The sequence below is a fragment of the Burkholderia sp. 10_S31 genome (assembly GCF_056930375.1).
Genome location: NZ_JBXOWK010000001.1, coordinates 1,794,060 through 1,810,803, shown reverse-complemented (window position 1 = coordinate 1,810,803; position 16,744 = coordinate 1,794,060). Strand labels below are relative to the sequence as shown.

Sequence of the window (16,744 nt, the reverse complement as noted above, 5' to 3'; positions counted from 1 at the left end):
TTCGCTCATGTCAGTGCGACCGATGCTTGGCCAGCCTGGGCGGCGCCACTTGCAACCTGTTCACACAGATCATTGCCGGGGAACTTGGCCGGCACGCTTTCCGGTCCCACCGTATCGTGACTGCCGGCGTGAATCTTGTTCTCGCCGGGCGTATAGCCCACGATGCCCTTCGCACTGACCTCAAGCTGACTGTTTCCTGCAGTCAAGCGTATCCCCTGCTTTGCAGTGATGTTGATCCAGTCCGTCGTGCTGATGATCGCAACGACCTTCTTCGCCAGCAGTTCCAACTCGTCGTTTTCTGCATGCACCTGGACCTTGCCGCTCGCGGCGATCAGCTTCATCCCCATCTTGTGCACGAACAGCGAGAACCTGTCGGAGACGCTGGCAAAAAACGACTTCCCGGTCGCAACCGACATGCTGTCACCGGCCGTGACGGCCACGTGCTGACCGCCTGTCACGTGCGCCGTCGCGGGCGTCGTGACGGCGATCCCGGCTGCACCGGCCAGCAGCAGATGCGCTTCGTCGAGCTCCGGGAAGTCGCCCTTGTCGCTGCTACCCGTCGCCCCCGCGCCCTGAATGCCGTCCACCTGCGACTTCAGCACGTCGGCGATCGGCGTCTGGCCAGCGCCGCTGTCCTGGGCCTGATAGTGCTGCGCGAGCTTGCCAAGCTGCCCGTGTAACGTTTGCGCTTTGGTCAACCGCGATGCCGGTTCGCTCACGTCAGAGAGGTGCCCATGCGCCGCAGGACGCACCTCGGTGCTGATCACCATGCCCTTGCCGGTGCGGATCGCACCGACCTCATCGGTGCGTAGTTCGAAACCCTCTCCCCGAGCGTCCTTGCGTCCCTGCCAGTCCTCGATGCGTGTGATCTTGCCGAGCGAGAGCTGGCTGGCCGCATGGTCGGACCGGAGCTGCGCCTGAATAGCATTCGCCGTATCGTCGAAAATCAGGTGATTGCTGCGGCCGGAGGAGGCGTTGCCGTCCGCACCGTTCAATTCCCGGCTACGAATACCCATCAGCGCATTCTCGTCCGGCAGCTTCCATGCCGGTACGTTGCGCGCGTTCATCACGCGGCCCGTGATGATCGGGTGGTCGGGATTGCCGTCGAGCCATTGCACGATCACTTCGGAACCGATGCGGGGCAATGCCGCCATCCCCTGGCCACCGCCAGCCCAACCGCTCGCGACTCGCACCCATGTCGAGTACTTGCCGTCGCGATCCCAATGGAATTGGGCCAGGACGCGACCGTGTTCGTCGGTATGAATACTCGTACCGGATTGGCCAACAACCGTCGCTGTCTGCGGCGCGAGGATCTTCGTGTCGACGCTGTTGAAGCCGCGTCCGGGCCGCCACGGGGTCGCCCTGGGAACACACGTGAACTCGTTGCGGTATTCCGCCAGCACACCCGTGTCCTGCAGATAGTTGTTGGTCGCCACATGCCGGACCGAGACGATCAGATATTCGTCGTCGCTCTGATCGCGGCTCAGCGCCGAGCCGTAACGGTCGGTGAGCCGGAACCAGCGGCCAGGCTGCACGAAGCGATTGTTGCCCTTCGCGTCGAAGCGCTTGATCGTCGCTTCGATTTCCTCCATCCGGCGATTGGCGATCTGATACCCGTGTTCCATGTTTCGATAACCGTACGCGCCGGCGTACTCGTTCCATTCGAGTTGCGGCAGCGTGGCTTCGGGGTTCAACGTGCTCGTTTGAACGTGGGTCGGCGTCGGGCTCTTGAAGTCGAAACGGGACAATTCCGCATGCGTCGACGTGGTCTGCTGGAACGGGGACCAGCTCAGAATGCTGTCCGATTCCTCCGCACCCATGCCATTGTGGAAACGGATTTCGTGAACCTTGCCGTCGATCGCGGGCGCGGGACGCGTTGGATCGGAGACGGTCAGCGTGTGTGACGTGGCCGTGTGCTCGTACCAGTACAGATAACCCGCATGTTCCCAGCGCCGATGAAGATAATTGTGGTCGTCTTCGTCGAACTGGCAGGCCATCGTCATGCGCGGATCGTCTTCACCGACGTGCCACGCCCATTCGGGCAACACGCCGTAGTCCTGAAAAACCGTCGCCGTCTGGTCGTGCAAATTCTGGTCGAGGAACAGGCGATTGTGCTGGCTGTACCTCAGGTAGCGCAGCCACGGGCCTACGTGCGCCTCGTAGAACACCCAGCCGCCGTCCGTGCGAACGTGTCGGAACGCGAAAATATGGCCGTTGAAATAGCGTCGGCTACCGTCGCCGCGCGCCAAGCTGACCGTCACGCGCTTGCCGATGAGGTTCTTCGGCTCGAGGTGGTCGTTATCCGACAGGATTTCGATCTTGTACGCGAAATCCTTCGATAGCGCTTCAACCCCGTCGAATGCATTCGGGAGCAGGATTTTGTAAGGCGCGTTATCGTCCGGGAAGCTGATTTGCACTTGCCGGTTGTGCTGCGGCCCCAGCGCAAGGTCTCTCAGGGCTTGTGCCGTGTTCTGCATTGTTCTTATCCCTCAATCCGAGCGCGAAATGCCGCTGGGCCGCCCGTGCACCCTCTAATATGCAGGCAAAAATAGGGGGGCGATCAACGCTCTAGCCCGCCCCGATGTGCCGCGATAAGGTCAGACATATACCATAAAGCTCCGCGAAGGCCCACGGGGAGAATTCTCAGTCATGGTGAAGACGCACTCACGCCCCGTTTTTGCTGGGCCGGTGAATATCGGATGGAATCGATCAGAAATGAGGGTTTAAGCCGACGCGAGGACAACGCGCCGCCAAGCAAAAGCCCGAATTCTTCGCTTGTGCGGGAGCCGTCGAGCTTCGACCACACCATTGCTAAACGTGAAATTAGCAACCCGCAATCATGGGACCGCCTATGCGTGGCTCGCCGGCCGCTTCGAGCGGATTCGCGTCACGCCGGCCGCATGACGCCCGGCGCCGCCGGGCGAACGGCCGCCCGCGGCGTCATGCGCGCTGGCGGCTGCCCGGCGTTACCTCGACCGCGAGCCGGTCGAGTTCGCGCAGGTCGTTTTCCAGCGCCGGCGTGAGCGTCGTGCGCAGATGGTCGAGGAAGGTACGGATCTTCGCGTCGAGGTAGCGGCGCGTCGCATAGACCGCGTACACGCTGACCGTCTGCAGCCGGTAGTCGGGCAGCACGCGGATCAGCCGCCCTTCGCGGATGTCGTCGAGCACCGTGTACAGCGCGACGCACGCGATGCCGCGCCCCGCCCGCACCGCGACGCACAGCGCGTCCGGCACGTTGACCTGGAACGGTGCCGGCTGCAGTTCGTAGACCGTATCCTCGTCGTCGCCGCGCTCGAGCCGCCACTCGCTGGCGGGCGACGCGGGTGTATCGAGTCGCAGGCACACGTGGTTCGGCAAATCGTCCGGCGTCTTCGGCGTGCCGTGCCGCGCCAGGTACTCGCGCGATGCAACCAGCACGCTGCAACTGGTGCCGCAGGTCTGCGCGACGTAGCCTGAATCCGGCAGTTGCGAGGCGGTCACGATCGACACGTCGTAGCCTTCCTCGACGAGGTTCGGCATCCGCTGCGCGAGCGTCAGTTCGACCGACACGTCCGGGTTGTCTTCCTGGTAGCGCACGATCGACGACACGACGTGACTCTGCCCGAGCCCCGTCATCGCATGGATGCGCATCTTGCCGCTGGGCCGCAGCAGCGCGTTGCGCGCCTCGGCGTTCGCGTAGTCGAACTCGGCGAGAATCGACTTCGCACGCTCGAAGTAGCGCTCGCCGCTTTCGGTCAGGCCGAGATGGCGCGTCGTACGATGCAGCAGGCGCGTCTGTACGTGGGCTTCGAGATTCGACACCGCGCGCGACACCTGCGCGGTGGTTGCATCGATTTCTTTGGCGACCGCGGTGAAACTGCCGGCTTCGACAACGCGCACGAACAGGCGCATGTTTTCGAGCATGTCCATTGAATTGGCTTGGGGAGTGTCGGTGGGAAAACGTCGGCGGCGCTCGCGTCAGACGGGAATCGGGACGGGCGCACCAACCACGCGCAAGCGATCACCATGCCGGGGAACGGGCGGGAGAGCGGGCATCGCGTGCGTGGTTGTGGCATATGGGGGAATTCGGTGGCCGGAATTGTACGCCGCCGCAGACAAATTTGCGCGATCGCAGGGCCTCGAGGCTTTCATCCCATGAAAGGTTTTTGCAAGCAGCCGGCGTCGTGCGCATGCAACGTGTTGATGCGGCGCGACAATTTGTATCACAACACGATATAATTCCGCTTTTCTTGCGCTGCGTCATCCGCGCCGCCATTTTTACCGCTTACCGTCCATGTCGTCAGGCTCCTCCCCGTCGCGCCGCACGTTCAGGCAATGGCTGCACAGCTTCATTCCCCATCCGATGACGCTCGGCTGGCGCGAGCGCATGCGTTCGTGCACGGGCGCGCTCGTCGGCATCGCGACGGTCGGCGTCACGATGCGGCTGCTGCCCGGCGTGCCGGGCCTCGTGCCGCTGCTCGTCGCGCCGATGGGGGCGTCGGCCGTGCTGCTGTTCGCGGTGCCCGCAAGCCCGCTCGCGCAGCCGTGGTCGATCATCGGCGGCAACCTGGTGGCGGCGACCGTCGGCGTCGCCTGCGCGCAATGGATCGCCGATCCGATCACGGCCGCCGCGGTGGCGGTCGCCCTCGCCATCGGCGGCATGTTCGCGCTGCGCTGCGTGCACCCGCCGTCGGGCGCAGTCGCGCTGACGGCCGTGCTCGGCGGCCCGGCGATCCACTCGCTCGGCTTCAGCTTCGTGGTCGAGCCGATCGCGCTGCAATCGGCGATCCTGCTGTCAGCCGCGCTCATGTACCACGCGCTGACGGGCCACCGCTATCCGCACGGCGGCGTGCGCCCCGACGCGAAGCCGCAAGGCGGCAGCGCCACGCCGGCACGCGGCGGCTTCACGCGCGCCGATCTCGACGCGGTGCTGAAGCGGCGCGGCGAATGGCTCGACGTCGATCCGGACGACCTCGAAATGCTGCTGCGCGAAACCGAAATGCAGGCGTACGCGCGCACGTTCGGCCAGCTCACGTGCGCCGACCTGATGACAAAGAACGCGATCGAAGTCGCGCCGTCGACGTCGGTGACGGCCGCGCTGACGCTGCTCGACCGCCATCGCGTGAAGGCGCTGCCGGTCGTCGACGGCGACGATCGCCTGATCGGCATCGTCACGCGCGCCGACCTCACGCGCCAGCTGCGCCGCCCGACCCCGCTGTGGCAGCGGCTGTCCGCGCGGCTGCCGCAGTCGTTCGGCGGCCAGCCGCCGAGCGTCGCCACCCTGATGACGCGCGACGTCGCGTCCGTGCCGCAGACCATGCCGATCACCGCGCTGGTGCCGCTGTTTACGCACTCGGGGCACCATCACATTCCGGTCGTCGACGCATCGCACCGGCTCGTCGGGATCATTACGCAGACGGATCTCGTCACGGGCCTGTATCGGCAAACGCAGATGCTCGAGGCCGCGTAACCCGAACGAACGGCGCCGACGCACTGCGGAATGCAGGCCATTTCGCCGAAAATCGGCCATTTATATCATGTTATGATATATTTCCCGCTACCGAAACCGCCTGTCTGACCGACCGACCGCAATGACCGATAACCGACGCGCGCTGACCAAAAACGATTTTCAGCAACTGTCCGAGTTCCGCTACCAGATGCGCTGCTTCGAGCGCTTCTCCGAACGCGCCGCGCAAAGCGAAGGCGTGACGCCGCTGCAATACCTGCTGCTGTTGCACGTCAAGGGCTACCCGCACCGCGAATGGGCAACCATCGGAGAAATCGCCGAGCGCCTGCAGGCGCAGCATCACGGCGTCGTCGCGCTGGTGACGCGCTGCGAAGCGCTCGGGCTCGTGAAGCGCAAGACGAGCGAAGCGGACCGCCGGCAAGTCGAGGTGCACCTCGAAGAGGCCGGCGAAACGCTGCTCGCCCGCCTCGCGGCCATGCATCGCGCTGAGCTGAAATCGCTCAAGGGCGCGTTCCAGGTACCGCAAATCGATTTTTGACCCAAGCTTTACCGACCTTTCCTCACTCCGATGAACGCACCACACAAACGCGATTTCTCGACCAACGAACGCCTGCCCAGGATCGCGTTGCTAGCTGCCGGGATCGGCTTGCTCAGCACGCTGGCGGCGTTCGTGCTGTTGAGCCTGATTCACCTGTTCACGAACCTGTTCTTCTTCCAGCAGTTTTCGTTCGCCGACCATTCGCCCGCCAACAACACGCTCGGCGCATGGGTGATCGTCGTGCCGGTGATCGGCGGGCTGATCGTCGGACTGATGGCGCGCTTCGGTTCGGAGAAGATCCGCGGCCACGGCATTCCCGAGGCGATCGAGGCGATCCTGTTCGGCAAGAGCCGGATGTCGCCGAAGGTCGCGATCCTCAAGCCGCTGTCGTCCGGCGTCGTGATCGGCAGCGGCGGCCCGTTCGGTGCCGAAGGTCCGATCATCATGACGGGCGGCGCGCTCGGCTCGCTGATCGCGCAATGCGTGCACGTGACCGCCGCCGAGCGCAAGACGCTGCTCGTCGCGGGCGCGGCCGCCGGCATGACCGCCGTGTTCGGCACGCCGGTCGCCGCCGTGCTGCTTGCGGTCGAACTGCTGCTGTTCGAATGGCGTCCGCGCAGTTTCCTGCCGGTCGCGCTTGCCTGTGCGGTGGCCGGTTTCGCACGCGCCGTGTTCTTCGGCGTCGAGCCGCTGTTTCCGCTGACCACCGCATCGCCGACGCCCGTCGCGCTTCTGTCGTGCATCGTCGCGGGCCTGCTGTCGGGCATGCTCGCGTGCGGCCTGTCGGCTGCGTTGTACCGCATCGAGGACGGCTTCGCGAAGCTGCCGGTGCACTGGATGTGGTGGCCGGCGCTCGGCGCGGTCGTGATCGGCGTCGGCGGCTGGCTCGAGCCGCGCGCGCTCGGCGTCGGTTATGACGTGATCGGCGATCTGCTGCACCAGCACATCGCGCTGAAGATCGCGCTGGCGCTCTTGATCGTGAAGGCCGTGATGTGGGTGATCGCGCTCGGCTCCGGCACGTCCGGCGGTGTGCTCGCTCCGCTGCTGATGCTCGGCGCGGGCCTCGGCACCGTGCTGTCGCCCGTGCTGCCCGGCGGCGATCCCGCGCTGTGGCCGCTCGTGTGCATGGCCGCGACGCTCGGCGCCACGCTCGGCGCACCGCTCACCGCGATCGTGTTCGCGTTCGGCCTCACGCACGATGCGAACGCGCTGCTGCCGCTGCTCGCGGCGACGCTCGTCGCGCACGGCTTCGCGACGATCGTGATGAAACGCTCGATCATGACCGAAAAGATCGCGCGCCGCGGCTATCACATCTATCGCGAATATGGCGTCGATCCGCTCGAGCGGCATGACGTGGGTGAAGTGATGACGTCCGCCGACGCACTCGTCGCGATCGACGGCGCCACGACGCTCGACGCCGTCGAGTCGCAATACTTCGGCGCAAAGCAGACGCACCGTGCGTATCCGGTCGTGCAGAACGGCCGCCTGCTCGGCCTCGTCGATCGCGCGACGCTCGACGCGCACCGCACGCAAGCCGGCCCCGGCGCGCTGCTCGCGAGCGCGTTCGCCGATCGCGCACCGGCCGTCGCGCAGGCACACGAGACCTGCCGCGTGGTCGCATCGCGACTCGCGATGCTCGGCCTCGAACGCCTGCCGGTCGTCGACGATCCGCAATCGCTGCGCATCACCGGCATCGTATCCCGCAGCGACCTGATCAAGCCCGCGCTCCAGCACTTCGACGACGAACAGAAGCGTGAGCGCTTCCGGCCGGTCGTGCCGGCCAACCTGCGCGATACCGGCGCCCGCAAGGTCGGCTGACCTTCGCTGCGTGCGCGGCGTTCCGGCCGCGCACCGCACTTGTCGTCTTCCCCCGCCTTCCGAAACGGCGCGCACCCAGCGCGCCGTTTCGCATTCCGCCGCATCCGGTGTTTAAACTTCGTTGACAATTCATCGGACGAAAGTTTGTCATCATGGTGTTCATGCGACGGGGCCACCATTCAGCCATTCCACTTCGTCATCCAATAAAGAAGCGTCGCGGCGCGACATGCAGGTACATGCAGCGCGCCGCGGCCGTCAATCCGCCACACCACTGGGCAGCGAGCCGACCTCACGACGCATGACGTCGTTGCCGCATCCCGTCTTCATACGGGTCGCACGCGACGCATGCCGCAACGCGACAGAGCGCACAGCATCCGGCTTGCCGTTTGGCAAGCGCGTTAACAACTTGTTTCGGAATCGCCGGAACCGCATTTGTCCGATGCAATCTCACAGGAACGCAGTTCTGCTGCGCATCCCACTCAATCAATCACGACTCGAGGGAGATAAAACGTGAATGTGAAATACTTACCGCTCATCGCATTGACCGTGGCAATTTCTGCTCACGCAGCCGATCCAGCCATGCAGAACGTGGGACAAAGCCAGAAATCCGCCCAGGACGTCTCGGCATGCATCGCCAAGACCTGGGCCGACAAGTCGCAGCAACAAGTGGTCTCGCAGAACGTGCTCGCCAATGGCCTCGCGACCGATGTCTACGCACCGGGCCAGCAACCGCCGAACGGCGCGGCCGCAATGGTTCGCCCGTCGTTGAAGCCGGGCGCGAAGACGTGGGTCGGCGTGCGCGGCGACGCCGCTGCTGCCGGCGACATCAACGCCTGCCTGTAAGCCCGCACTGGACGGCGTTGCGCCGTCCGCATGCGACAAGCCCCGCTTCGGCGGGGCTTTTTGTTTGAGCGCGCCGGCCGCGCGCACGCACCGCGGCCGGTGCCTGCACGCTTACAGGTAGCTACAGACGTAGTCGAGCGTCTCGAGCACTTCGATGTCGAAGCGGCTCTTGCCCGGCACCGAGAACGATTCGCCGGCGCCGTAGGTTTGCCATTCGCTGCTGCCGTCGAGTTTCACGCGGCACTTGCCGGCCTGCACTTCCATCAATTCGGGCGCGTCCGTGCCGAAATTGAGCGCGCACGGCAGGATCACGCCGAGCGTCTTGCGCGTGCCGTCCGGGAAGAGCACGGTATGCGACACGCACTTGCCGTCGAAATAGACGTTCGCGCGCTTGACGACCGATACGTTGTCGAATTGGGTTGCACTGGTCATGTGATGCCTCTGATTGCTGGATGCCGGATGGCGTGTTGTCGGAAGCCGGCCGGGGCGGCAGGCCGGCCGCTATGATACCGGCTCGCGGCGGGCATGCCGCAAACGGGCCTTGTCGCGGACATGCGACGAATAGTCAGGATCACTATTTGATGCGTTGCGCGACCGAGCACGAACCGGCTCATCTGAGCCCCTTGCGGCGCGCGGAATCGCGCAGGCAGTCGAGCAGCATCGCAGCGGCCGGCGTGAGCGGGCTGTCGCGGCGCGTGACGACCTGCACGGATACGCCCGGCAGCCGCTCGCGGATCGGCAGCACCGCAAGCTGGTCGCGCGCCCACTCGCCCTGCAGCAGCTGCTCGGGCATCGACGCGATCAGGTCGCAGCCCGTCATCAGGCTGTGCGCGAGCCCGAAGCTCGGGCATTCGACGACCCGCTGCGGCACCGGCAGCCCATACGCGACGAACGAATTGAACAGCACCTGGGTCGAGCTTTCGGGCGACGGATTCATCAGCCAGTCGGTCTCGACGAGATCGGCAAGCGACGTGGCCGACGCGAGCGGATGCCCCTTGCGCGCGACGATCAGCGATCGGCTCGCATAGAGTTCCGCGTGATCGAATTCGGCCGCGAGCAGTTCGGGCACGACGACGGCCACCGCGAAATCGAGCGAACCGTCGTGCAGCCGCGGCAGCGCGACACCCGGAAAGCCTTCGATCAGGTTGACGCGCGCGACCGGAAAGCGCCGCCGAAACGCGCGAAACGCATCGGGCAGGATCGTCACCGCGGCGGCCGGTGTGATCGCCGCCGCGACCGAACCCGTCATCGCGCCCTGCGCCTGTTCGATGTCGTCACGCGCACGCTGCATCTCGGCGACGATCAGCCGCGCGCGCACCTGCAGCTGCTGGCCGAACGCGGTGAGCTGCACGCCGCGCGCGGTGCGCACGACGAGCGACACGCCGAGTGCGATCTCCAGTTCCTTGACCGCCTTGGTCAGCGCCGCCGGCGACACGTTCAGGCGCCGAGCGGCCGCGCGGATGCTCCCTTCGTCCGCGACGGTGACGAACGCTTTCAGCTGATGGTATTTCATGGCGCATGCGTGATTCGTGGAAACCCTGTGCGCCGTGGCGCAGGCCGGCTCAGGGTATTCCCGAGCGGCAACCGGCGGTGTGCACCAAAGCAATTTAGCAGCTTCTGGTGCGCAAAAGAAATTTATATGCTTTCACGTCATATGCGCGTCAAACGCCCCACCGGCCCCACAGGAGACACCATGCTGCAAGCCGTGAACCCCGTCATCCCAGGCATCGCCGCGATCGCCCCCGACCTGATCGAAGTGCGCCGCCGCATCCACGCGCACCCGGAACTCGCGTTCGAGGAAACGCTGACGAGCGACCTCGTCGCCGAGCTGCTCACGGGCTGGGGCTATGAAGTGCATCGCGGCATCGGCAAGACGGGCGTCGTCGGCGTGCTGCGCGAAGGACAAGGCACGCGCACCGTCGGGCTGCGCGCCGACATGGACGCGCTGCCGCTCGCGGAAACCACCGGCCTGCCGTACGCGAGCCGCCATGCGAACAAGATGCATGCGTGCGGCCACGACGGCCACACCGCGATGCTGCTGTGCGCGGCGCGCCACCTTGCCGCCACGCGCCAGTTCTCCGGCACGCTGAACCTGATCTTCCAGCCGGCCGAAGAAAACTTCGGCGGTGCGAAATCGATGATGGACGACGGCCTGTTCGACCGCTTCCCGTGCGACGCGATCTTCGCGATCCACAACATGCCGGGCCGCGCCGCTGGCGACATGGCGTTCCGCACCGGCGCCGCGATGGCATCGGCCGACCGCGTGACGATCACGCTGCGCGGCGTTGGCGGCCACGGCGCGATGCCGCACTTCGCGCGCGACCCGATGTCGGCTGCGGGCAGCATCATGGTCGCGCTGCAGACAATCGTCGCACGCGAGGTCGATGCGCAGCATGCGGCCGTGATCACGGTCGGCAGCGTGCAGGCCGGCGAGACCTTCAACATCATTCCGGAAACCGTCACGATGAAGCTGTCGGTGCGCGCGTTGAACGCCGATGTGCGCGCGCTGCTCGCACGCCGCATCGAAGCGCTCGCGAAGGGACAGGCGGAAAGCTTCGGCGTCACTGCGGAAGTCGACTACGACTACGGCTACCCGGTGCTCGTCAATCATCCTGAGCCGACCGCGTTCGCGGCCGACATCGCACGCCAGATGCTCGGCGCCGAGCGCGTCGAGACCGAGGCCGCGCCGCTGATGGGCAGCGAGGACTTCGCGTTCATGCTCGAGGCGCGCCCCGGTTGCTATGCGTTCATCGGCAACGGGCTCGGCAGCAAGGGCGGCTGCATGGTGCACAACCCCGGCTACGACTTCAACGACGACATCCTCGCGATCGGCGCGAGTTACTGGGTTCGCGTTGCCGAAGCCTGGCTCGCGGCCTGACGGCCCTTCATCACGCAGTTCCGCGCCTTAGCAGGGGAACCCCATGGAAACGTCCGCCCTTTCGTTCGCCGGTTCGCCGGCCGATGCCCGCGCCGCCGCGAAGAAACGCCGCCTGATCGCGGCCGCCGCGGTCGGCAACGCGCTCGAGTTCTACGACTTCACGGTCTACAGTTTCTTCGCGATCCTGATCGGCAAGCTGTTCTTTCCGGTGCACTCGTCGTTCGGGCAATTGATGCTCGCGGTTGCGAGCTTCGGCGTCGGCTTCGTCACGCGCCCGCTCGGCGGGCTCGTGATCGGCATGTACGCCGACCGCGCCGGCCGCAAGAAGGCGATGATTCTCACATTGCTGCTGATGGCGCTCGGCACCGCGACGATCGCGGTCGCGCCGACCTTCGCGCAGATCGGCATCGCCGCGCCGCTGCTGCTCGTGCTCGCGCGGCTGCTGCAGGGGTTCGCATCGGGCGGCGAAGTCGGCGCGTCGACGACGCTGCTGCTCGAACAGGCGCCGCAGCATCGCCGCGGCTTCTACGCGTCATTCCAGTTCTCGAGCCAGGGGCTCGCCGCGCTCGCGGGCGCACTGACCGGCGTCGCGCTGACCTCGACGCTCAATGCCGCGCAACTCGAAAGCTGGGGCTGGCGCGTGCCGTTCATCATCGGCACGCTGTTCGTACCGGTCGGCTACTGGCTGCGCCGCACGGTCGAGGAAGTGCCGGCCACCGCGCCCGCTGCCGCTGCCACGCATGACGAGCCGGTCGCGTCGCTGCCGCTCGCCGACGTGCTGCGCCATCACGGCAAGGCCGTGTTCGCCGGCCTCGGCGTGACGATCGGCGGCACGTCGATCCACTACATCATCGTGTTCTACATGGCGATCTACGGCGTGCAGGTGCTGCACCTGCCGACCTGGCTGTCGATGACGGCCGGCTGCGTCGCCGGCGCGATCCTGATGCTCGTGACGCCGATCGGCGGTCACCTGTCGGACGTCTACGGACGCAACCGGATCGTCTGGTGGACGCGCATCGTGCTGATGCTCGCGATCTATCCCGCGTTCATCGCGTTGAACCGCTGGCCGGGCGCCACCTCACTGCTGTCGATCATCGCCGTGCTGTCGATCGTGCACGCGATCAACATCGGCGCGACGGGCGCCATGCTCGGCGAGCTATTCCCGCGTGCGGTGCGGGCGACCGGCGGCGCGCTCGTCTACAGCGTGGGCGTCGCGATCTTCGGCGGCTTCGCGCAGTTCTTCGTCACGTGGCTGATCGCCGCGACCGGCAATCCGAATGCGCCCGCGTGGTATGCGATCGGTTGCGGCGTGTTCACGCTGCTCGCCATTCGCTGCATGGACGAGAAGGCAGGGAAAGCGCTCGACTGACTGGTGGGCGGTGCGTTGTGCATGGTGCATGACGCGTGCCATTGACGCGGCCCTCGCGCATCGTGCATGATCGCTTCATGCACAACGCCACGACCACGCTTTCGACGACCACGCGCACGACCGCCTCCGGCGGGCCCGTGCGGCGAGTGCGCGCAAGGTCGTAGCGTCACCGATTCCCGCAGGCCCCGCCGGTTCCGGACGGGGTCTCTTCGTTTCTCCGTCCGCACCGGTCATTCAGGAGAAACGCAATGTCCGAAGTCCGTTCGCCCAAACGTGCGCTGCTCGTCGTCGACATGCAGGTCGGGTTGTTTCACGGCCCCGACCGTCCGCATGACGGCGAACGCGTGCTGGCCAACATCAACCGGCTGATTCATCGCGCACATGAAGCCGGCGCACCCGTGTACGCGGTGCGCCACACCGGCCCGGCCGGCTCGCCGATTGCGCCCGACGCACCGCTCGCCGCGCTGCTGCCGGCGCTCGCGATCGATGCGCAACGCGATACCGTGTTCGACAAGACGCGGCCCAACTGCTTCGCCGGCACGCGACTCGCGGAGTGGCTGCACGCAGCCGGGATCGGCGAAATCGTGGTTGCGGGGATGAAGACGCAGTACTGCATCGATACGACCTGCCGCGCGGCCGGCGATCTCGGCTTGCGTGCGGTGCTCGTTGCCGATGCGCATACCTGCATGGACACGCTGGAGTTGCCGGCCGAGCGGATCGTCGCGCATCACAATGCGACGCTTGGCGGGCCGTTTGCGATGTTGACGACGGCGGAAGCGTGCGGGTTCTGATGCACGACGCCGCTCAGACTACGGCGCATAACGGCACGCGTCGCAACAGCGTCAGCAAAGACCGGCCGCGCGCATCGCTTCGATGCACGACGATGTGTCGCGAACTGAAGCGACCTTCCTCGAGAGCATCACGTTTGCGGATAAAAATTCGCTGAGCCGTCTCTCGAAGCAAAATGAAAACTTGATCAGATCGACGGTGTTCCGGAAGGTCTCCTTGGGCAGCTTGCCTGTCACCGTCGACCAAATGAAGCGCTTGATCAAGCGTATCGCTCTCACACTGAACGAAACCTCCACCCTCAGGATCAGCGAACATTCGGCGAGCAGCGGATACATCCGTTTGTCGTACGCACCTTCGACAAACCAGTTGCCTTGCTCGATGATCCTTTCGATGGCTTCCGCCATCGACTCATCCGATCTCTTCAAAAACTCTTCGCCGCTCCTATCCCAATACACGTCATCGAATTCGTACGTGGCGATATTGAACTTGCGCGCCAATTCCCTGGTGATCGTCGTTTTCCCAGCGCCCGACGGGCCTACAATGCAAACCTTCATGTTCCCATCTCAATTCACGTCAGTCCGATGGTGATGAATCGCATAGCCGCCCTTCGCCGCAGACTTTTCGGTCGATGAACGTCAGAGACGTGTGAACATATCGAGCACTCTCTCGGTAGCGTCATGCGGCGTGGCCGCCTCAATCAGCCATGCGAAATGTTTGAGTCGAAAAACAATACCTCCTCGGAGTCTCGACCGTCCGGCGCGCGCCGGCGGCCCGTTCACCCGATATCGATTGAAAGACGTCCAGGGCCGGTCGCGCAAAGTGCGAGCAGCCCGCCCGAAAGTCCGCGAAGCATATGGAAGTTCGGGCATCACAAGCTGGGATCGGAATGGCGATCCTTGGCCGATTCCTCTCGATGTTCACATTGCGAAACATATTCATGTCGAGATCGAAGAAGCCAAGGCCTACGCAGAATCCATCAATATGAACCACTGAATATCAATCACTTTTGGATCACCTCGGCCAGCAACCCTCGTGGACGTTTTTCAGCCTCACACGCGACTTTCCGGCCCTGTTCCCTCCTATCGACAGGCCCGGACACGAGCACCAACCGCGCACTCATGCATTTCTATACAGCCTGATCCACCGTCATATTTTAGCGTCGGACTATCGGGCGGTGGCTAACGCTGAGGATGAAGAATCGGCTACGATGACCGCACGACAATACGGCGCTCGTCGTGAACCGCAGAGACCCTACGACGTTGGATATGCACGACAAGCTGCGCGGCTACTATGAACAGGAACTGGCGAAGCTGGAAGATCAGTTCGTAATCTTCTCCAACGAGTATCCACGCGTTGCCGCTCGCCTGAGCTTTACAAGCGGGCAGACGGACGACCCACATGTCCAGCGAATGATGCAGGCATTCGCGTTGATTGCAGCCGAAATCCGGGTCAACCTCGACGACGGCGCACCGAAATTCACCGAAGCGTTGCTTCATGTCTTGCATCCGCACTACCTGCGGCCGTTCCCGGCATGCTCGATCGCTCGCCTCGATCCGGTCAAGGATTTGCCGGACAAGCCGGTCGTCTTGCCGCGTGGCATGGAACTCACGTCGCGCGGCGGGGAGGTTCGCTTTCGGACCGCCTATGACGTAACGCTTGCGCCGGTCCGTATCTCAAGCGCCCGATTCTCACGCAGTACCGTCGCACCGGCACGCGTCGCGTTGCCGCCGAACACAACCTGCTTCATCTCCATCACGATTGAGTCGACCGGCACCGCCGCGCCGCTCGAAGCGGTTTCGCCCGACGCGCTGCGCGTCCACTTCACCGGAGAACGCCAGACAGTCGTGGCAATGCTGGATACGGTCCTGCTGCGTGTCCGGGGCGCATTCGTCGAAGCGGACAACAGCGGACGCTGGATACCCATTGCCGGGATACCAGTCGCACCGGTCGGATTCGGCCCGGCCGACATGCTGCTGCCGCCATCGCGAACCTCGCCGCTGGTTCAACCACTCCTCGAATACATCGGATTTCCGGACAAGTTCGATTTCGTCGATATTCAATTACGCCGATGTCTTGAACCGGCCCAAACGCGCCGCGCGCGACGCGTAACACTGCATCTAGCGATTGGTGATGTGCACGCCGATTCGCGCATCGCGCAAGCGCTCACCCCGCTATCGGCGGACAACATCGGATTGTTCTGTACACCAATCGTGAACCTGTTTGCGCACGTGGGTGTCAAGTCGCCGCGCGGCGAAATCGTCGCGGACTATCCTCTCGTGCCGAAGCCGAATCGACCGACCATGCGTGGCATCTATTCAATTGACGCGGTTCGCGATAGGTCAGATGGAACCGTTATTCCGCCGCTGAATGCGTGGGGAGTCGGGACCGGCGAACGGTTCTGGATTGCGCGTCACGATCCCTACGCGGCAATCCATCATCCCGGACGTGAAACGTCGCTCGTGCTGCTGCGCGCGGACGGGACGGCGGCGGCGAAGATGCCGCTGCAATTGAGCGCCGACCTCACGTGCACAAACCACGACTGGCCGTCGCGGATACGGATCGGTTCGCCCACGGGCGATCTCAAAAACGAAAACGATCAAGTGCCTTGCAAGATTACCCTGTTGAAACAGCCGACACCGACCTATAGCGCGTCCCGTGAGGCGGAAGCGCAGTGGCGCGTGATTGCGCTGACGACGGCCAACCTGACGCAGTTGACACGTGAGGGGTGGCCGGACTTCATAAAGCTCATGCGCCAGCTTGCGCCGAGCGACCGACGCGCCGAACACGTCGGCGCGATTTCGTTCGTGAAGCGAAACGTCGTCGAGCGACTACTGGCGATCAAGCCGCATTCCGCCCTTGTGAGAGGCTTTGAAATCGTGATGGCGGCGGACGAGAACGCGTTCATTGAAAGCAGCATGGGCGCGCTGATCCTTCAGCTCGACCTCTACCTGTCCCGCTACGCGCCTGCCAACAGCTTTACGCAGCTCGTCGTGCTGTCGAAGAACGACGGCTCTCTGATCGTGCGGTGCCCGATGAGATCGGGCCTCGCGCCGCTGTTGTAGC

14 protein-coding genes are annotated in these 16,744 nt (G+C 64.6%); 9 read left to right on the top strand and 5 right to left on the bottom strand.

What is annotated here, in order from left to right:
* Positions 1–5: 5 nt before the first annotated feature.
* Both AC1Z3W_RS08155 and AC1Z3W_RS08150 read right to left on the bottom strand, forming a co-directional pair.
* Entirely contained in the window at positions 6–2,477 is a 2,472-nt protein-coding gene (locus tag AC1Z3W_RS08155) for a type VI secretion system Vgr family protein (RefSeq protein ID WP_483507414.1), read from the bottom strand.
* Positions 2,478–2,940: 463 nt separating this feature from the next.
* Complete coding sequence (locus AC1Z3W_RS08150) at positions 2,941–3,909, bottom strand: LysR family transcriptional regulator (RefSeq protein ID WP_057924969.1); 969 nt, start codon at positions 3,907–3,909, stop codon at positions 2,941–2,943.
* A gap of 364 nt (positions 3,910–4,273) precedes the next feature.
* Here AC1Z3W_RS08150 and AC1Z3W_RS08145 point away from each other — a divergent pair, with 364 nt between their 5' ends.
* The 4 genes from AC1Z3W_RS08145 (at position 4,274) to AC1Z3W_RS08130 (ending at position 8,645) form a co-directional block, all read left to right on the top strand.
* On the top strand, positions 4,274–5,449 hold the full coding sequence (locus AC1Z3W_RS08145) for an HPP family protein (RefSeq protein ID WP_057924968.1): 1,176 nt from the start codon (positions 4,274–4,276) through the stop codon (positions 5,447–5,449).
* A 121-nt stretch (positions 5,450–5,570) separates the two neighbouring features.
* Positions 5,571–5,984 (top strand): MarR family winged helix-turn-helix transcriptional regulator, encoded by a 414-nt coding sequence (locus tag AC1Z3W_RS08140; RefSeq protein WP_057924967.1) that lies wholly within the window; start codon positions 5,571–5,573, stop codon positions 5,982–5,984.
* Between the two features lie 30 nt (positions 5,985–6,014).
* Positions 6,015–7,802, top strand: a complete 1,788-nt coding sequence (locus tag AC1Z3W_RS08135; RefSeq protein WP_175824582.1) for a chloride channel protein — start codon at positions 6,015–6,017, stop codon at positions 7,800–7,802.
* Positions 7,803–8,312: 510 nt separating this feature from the next.
* Positions 8,313–8,645, top strand: a complete 333-nt coding sequence (locus AC1Z3W_RS08130; protein WP_173938484.1) for a hypothetical protein — start codon at positions 8,313–8,315, stop codon at positions 8,643–8,645.
* 111 nt (positions 8,646–8,756) lie between these two features.
* On the opposite strand, the gene ppnP is transcribed toward AC1Z3W_RS08130, so the two are convergent.
* Positions 8,757–9,077: a pyrimidine/purine nucleoside phosphorylase gene (gene ppnP / locus AC1Z3W_RS08125; RefSeq protein WP_006478890.1), complete on the bottom strand. Its 321-nt coding sequence runs from the start codon at positions 9,075–9,077 to the stop codon at positions 8,757–8,759.
* Between the two features lie 178 nt (positions 9,078–9,255).
* The gene (locus tag AC1Z3W_RS08120) at positions 9,256–10,158 is read right to left on the bottom strand and encodes a LysR substrate-binding domain-containing protein (protein ID WP_483507413.1); all 903 of its coding nucleotides are present in this window, start codon (positions 10,156–10,158) and stop codon (positions 9,256–9,258) included.
* A gap of 180 nt (positions 10,159–10,338) precedes the next feature.
* Here AC1Z3W_RS08120 and AC1Z3W_RS08115 point away from each other — a divergent pair, with 180 nt between their 5' ends.
* The 3 genes from AC1Z3W_RS08115 to AC1Z3W_RS08105 all read left to right on the top strand — a co-directional run bounded on the left by AC1Z3W_RS08115 (position 10,339) and on the right by AC1Z3W_RS08105 (position 13,683).
* Positions 10,339–11,523: a M20 aminoacylase family protein gene (locus AC1Z3W_RS08115; RefSeq protein WP_057924965.1), complete on the top strand. Its 1,185-nt coding sequence runs from the start codon at positions 10,339–10,341 to the stop codon at positions 11,521–11,523.
* A gap of 43 nt (positions 11,524–11,566) precedes the next feature.
* Complete coding sequence (locus AC1Z3W_RS08110; protein WP_124832229.1) at positions 11,567–12,892, top strand: MFS transporter; 1,326 nt, start codon at positions 11,567–11,569, stop codon at positions 12,890–12,892.
* Positions 12,893–13,140: 248 nt separating this feature from the next.
* Positions 13,141–13,683, top strand: a complete 543-nt coding sequence (locus AC1Z3W_RS08105) for an isochorismatase family protein (protein WP_057924963.1) — start codon at positions 13,141–13,143, stop codon at positions 13,681–13,683.
* Between the two features lie 51 nt (positions 13,684–13,734).
* On the opposite strand, the gene AC1Z3W_RS08100 is transcribed toward AC1Z3W_RS08105, so the two are convergent.
* Entirely contained in the window at positions 13,735–14,235 is a 501-nt protein-coding gene (locus tag AC1Z3W_RS08100) for an AAA family ATPase (RefSeq protein WP_057924962.1), read from the bottom strand.
* A 235-nt stretch (positions 14,236–14,470) separates the two neighbouring features.
* On the opposite strand from AC1Z3W_RS08100, the gene AC1Z3W_RS08095 reads away from it, so the two are divergent.
* Both AC1Z3W_RS08095 and tssF read left to right on the top strand, forming a co-directional pair.
* Positions 14,471–14,674, top strand: coding sequence for a hypothetical protein (locus AC1Z3W_RS08095; RefSeq protein ID WP_124832230.1), 204 nt, complete (start codon positions 14,471–14,473; stop codon positions 14,672–14,674).
* A 272-nt stretch (positions 14,675–14,946) separates the two neighbouring features.
* The gene (gene tssF / locus AC1Z3W_RS08090) at positions 14,947–16,743 is read left to right on the top strand and encodes a type VI secretion system baseplate subunit TssF (RefSeq protein WP_124832231.1); all 1,797 of its coding nucleotides are present in this window, start codon (positions 14,947–14,949) and stop codon (positions 16,741–16,743) included.
* Position 16,744 lies beyond the last annotated feature (1 nt).

Excerpts from the sequence above, each read along its gene's own strand:
- AC1Z3W_RS08155 (WP_483507414.1), bottom strand. The coding sequence starts at position 2,477 with ATGCAGAACACGGCACAAGCCCTGAGAGACCTTGCGCTGGGGCCGCAG.
- AC1Z3W_RS08150 (WP_057924969.1), bottom strand. The coding sequence starts at position 3,909 with ATGGACATGCTCGAAAACATGCGCCTGTTCGTGCGCGTTGTCGAAGCC.
- AC1Z3W_RS08145 (WP_057924968.1), top strand. The coding sequence starts at position 4,274 with ATGTCGTCAGGCTCCTCCCCGTCGCGCCGCACGTTCAGGCAATGGCTG.
- AC1Z3W_RS08140 (WP_057924967.1), top strand. The coding sequence starts at position 5,571 with ATGACCGATAACCGACGCGCGCTGACCAAAAACGATTTTCAGCAACTG.
- AC1Z3W_RS08135 (WP_175824582.1), top strand. The coding sequence starts at position 6,015 with ATGAACGCACCACACAAACGCGATTTCTCGACCAACGAACGCCTGCCC.
- ppnP (WP_006478890.1), bottom strand. The coding sequence starts at position 9,077 with ATGACCAGTGCAACCCAATTCGACAACGTATCGGTCGTCAAGCGCGCG.
- AC1Z3W_RS08120 (WP_483507413.1), bottom strand. The coding sequence starts at position 10,158 with ATGAAATACCATCAGCTGAAAGCGTTCGTCACCGTCGCGGACGAAGGG.
- AC1Z3W_RS08115 (WP_057924965.1), top strand. The coding sequence starts at position 10,339 with ATGCTGCAAGCCGTGAACCCCGTCATCCCAGGCATCGCCGCGATCGCC.
- AC1Z3W_RS08110 (WP_124832229.1), top strand. The coding sequence starts at position 11,567 with ATGGAAACGTCCGCCCTTTCGTTCGCCGGTTCGCCGGCCGATGCCCGC.
- AC1Z3W_RS08105 (WP_057924963.1), top strand. The coding sequence starts at position 13,141 with ATGTCCGAAGTCCGTTCGCCCAAACGTGCGCTGCTCGTCGTCGACATG.
- AC1Z3W_RS08100 (WP_057924962.1), bottom strand. The coding sequence starts at position 14,235 with ATGAAGGTTTGCATTGTAGGCCCGTCGGGCGCTGGGAAAACGACGATC.
- tssF (WP_124832231.1), top strand. The coding sequence starts at position 14,947 with ATGCACGACAAGCTGCGCGGCTACTATGAACAGGAACTGGCGAAGCTG.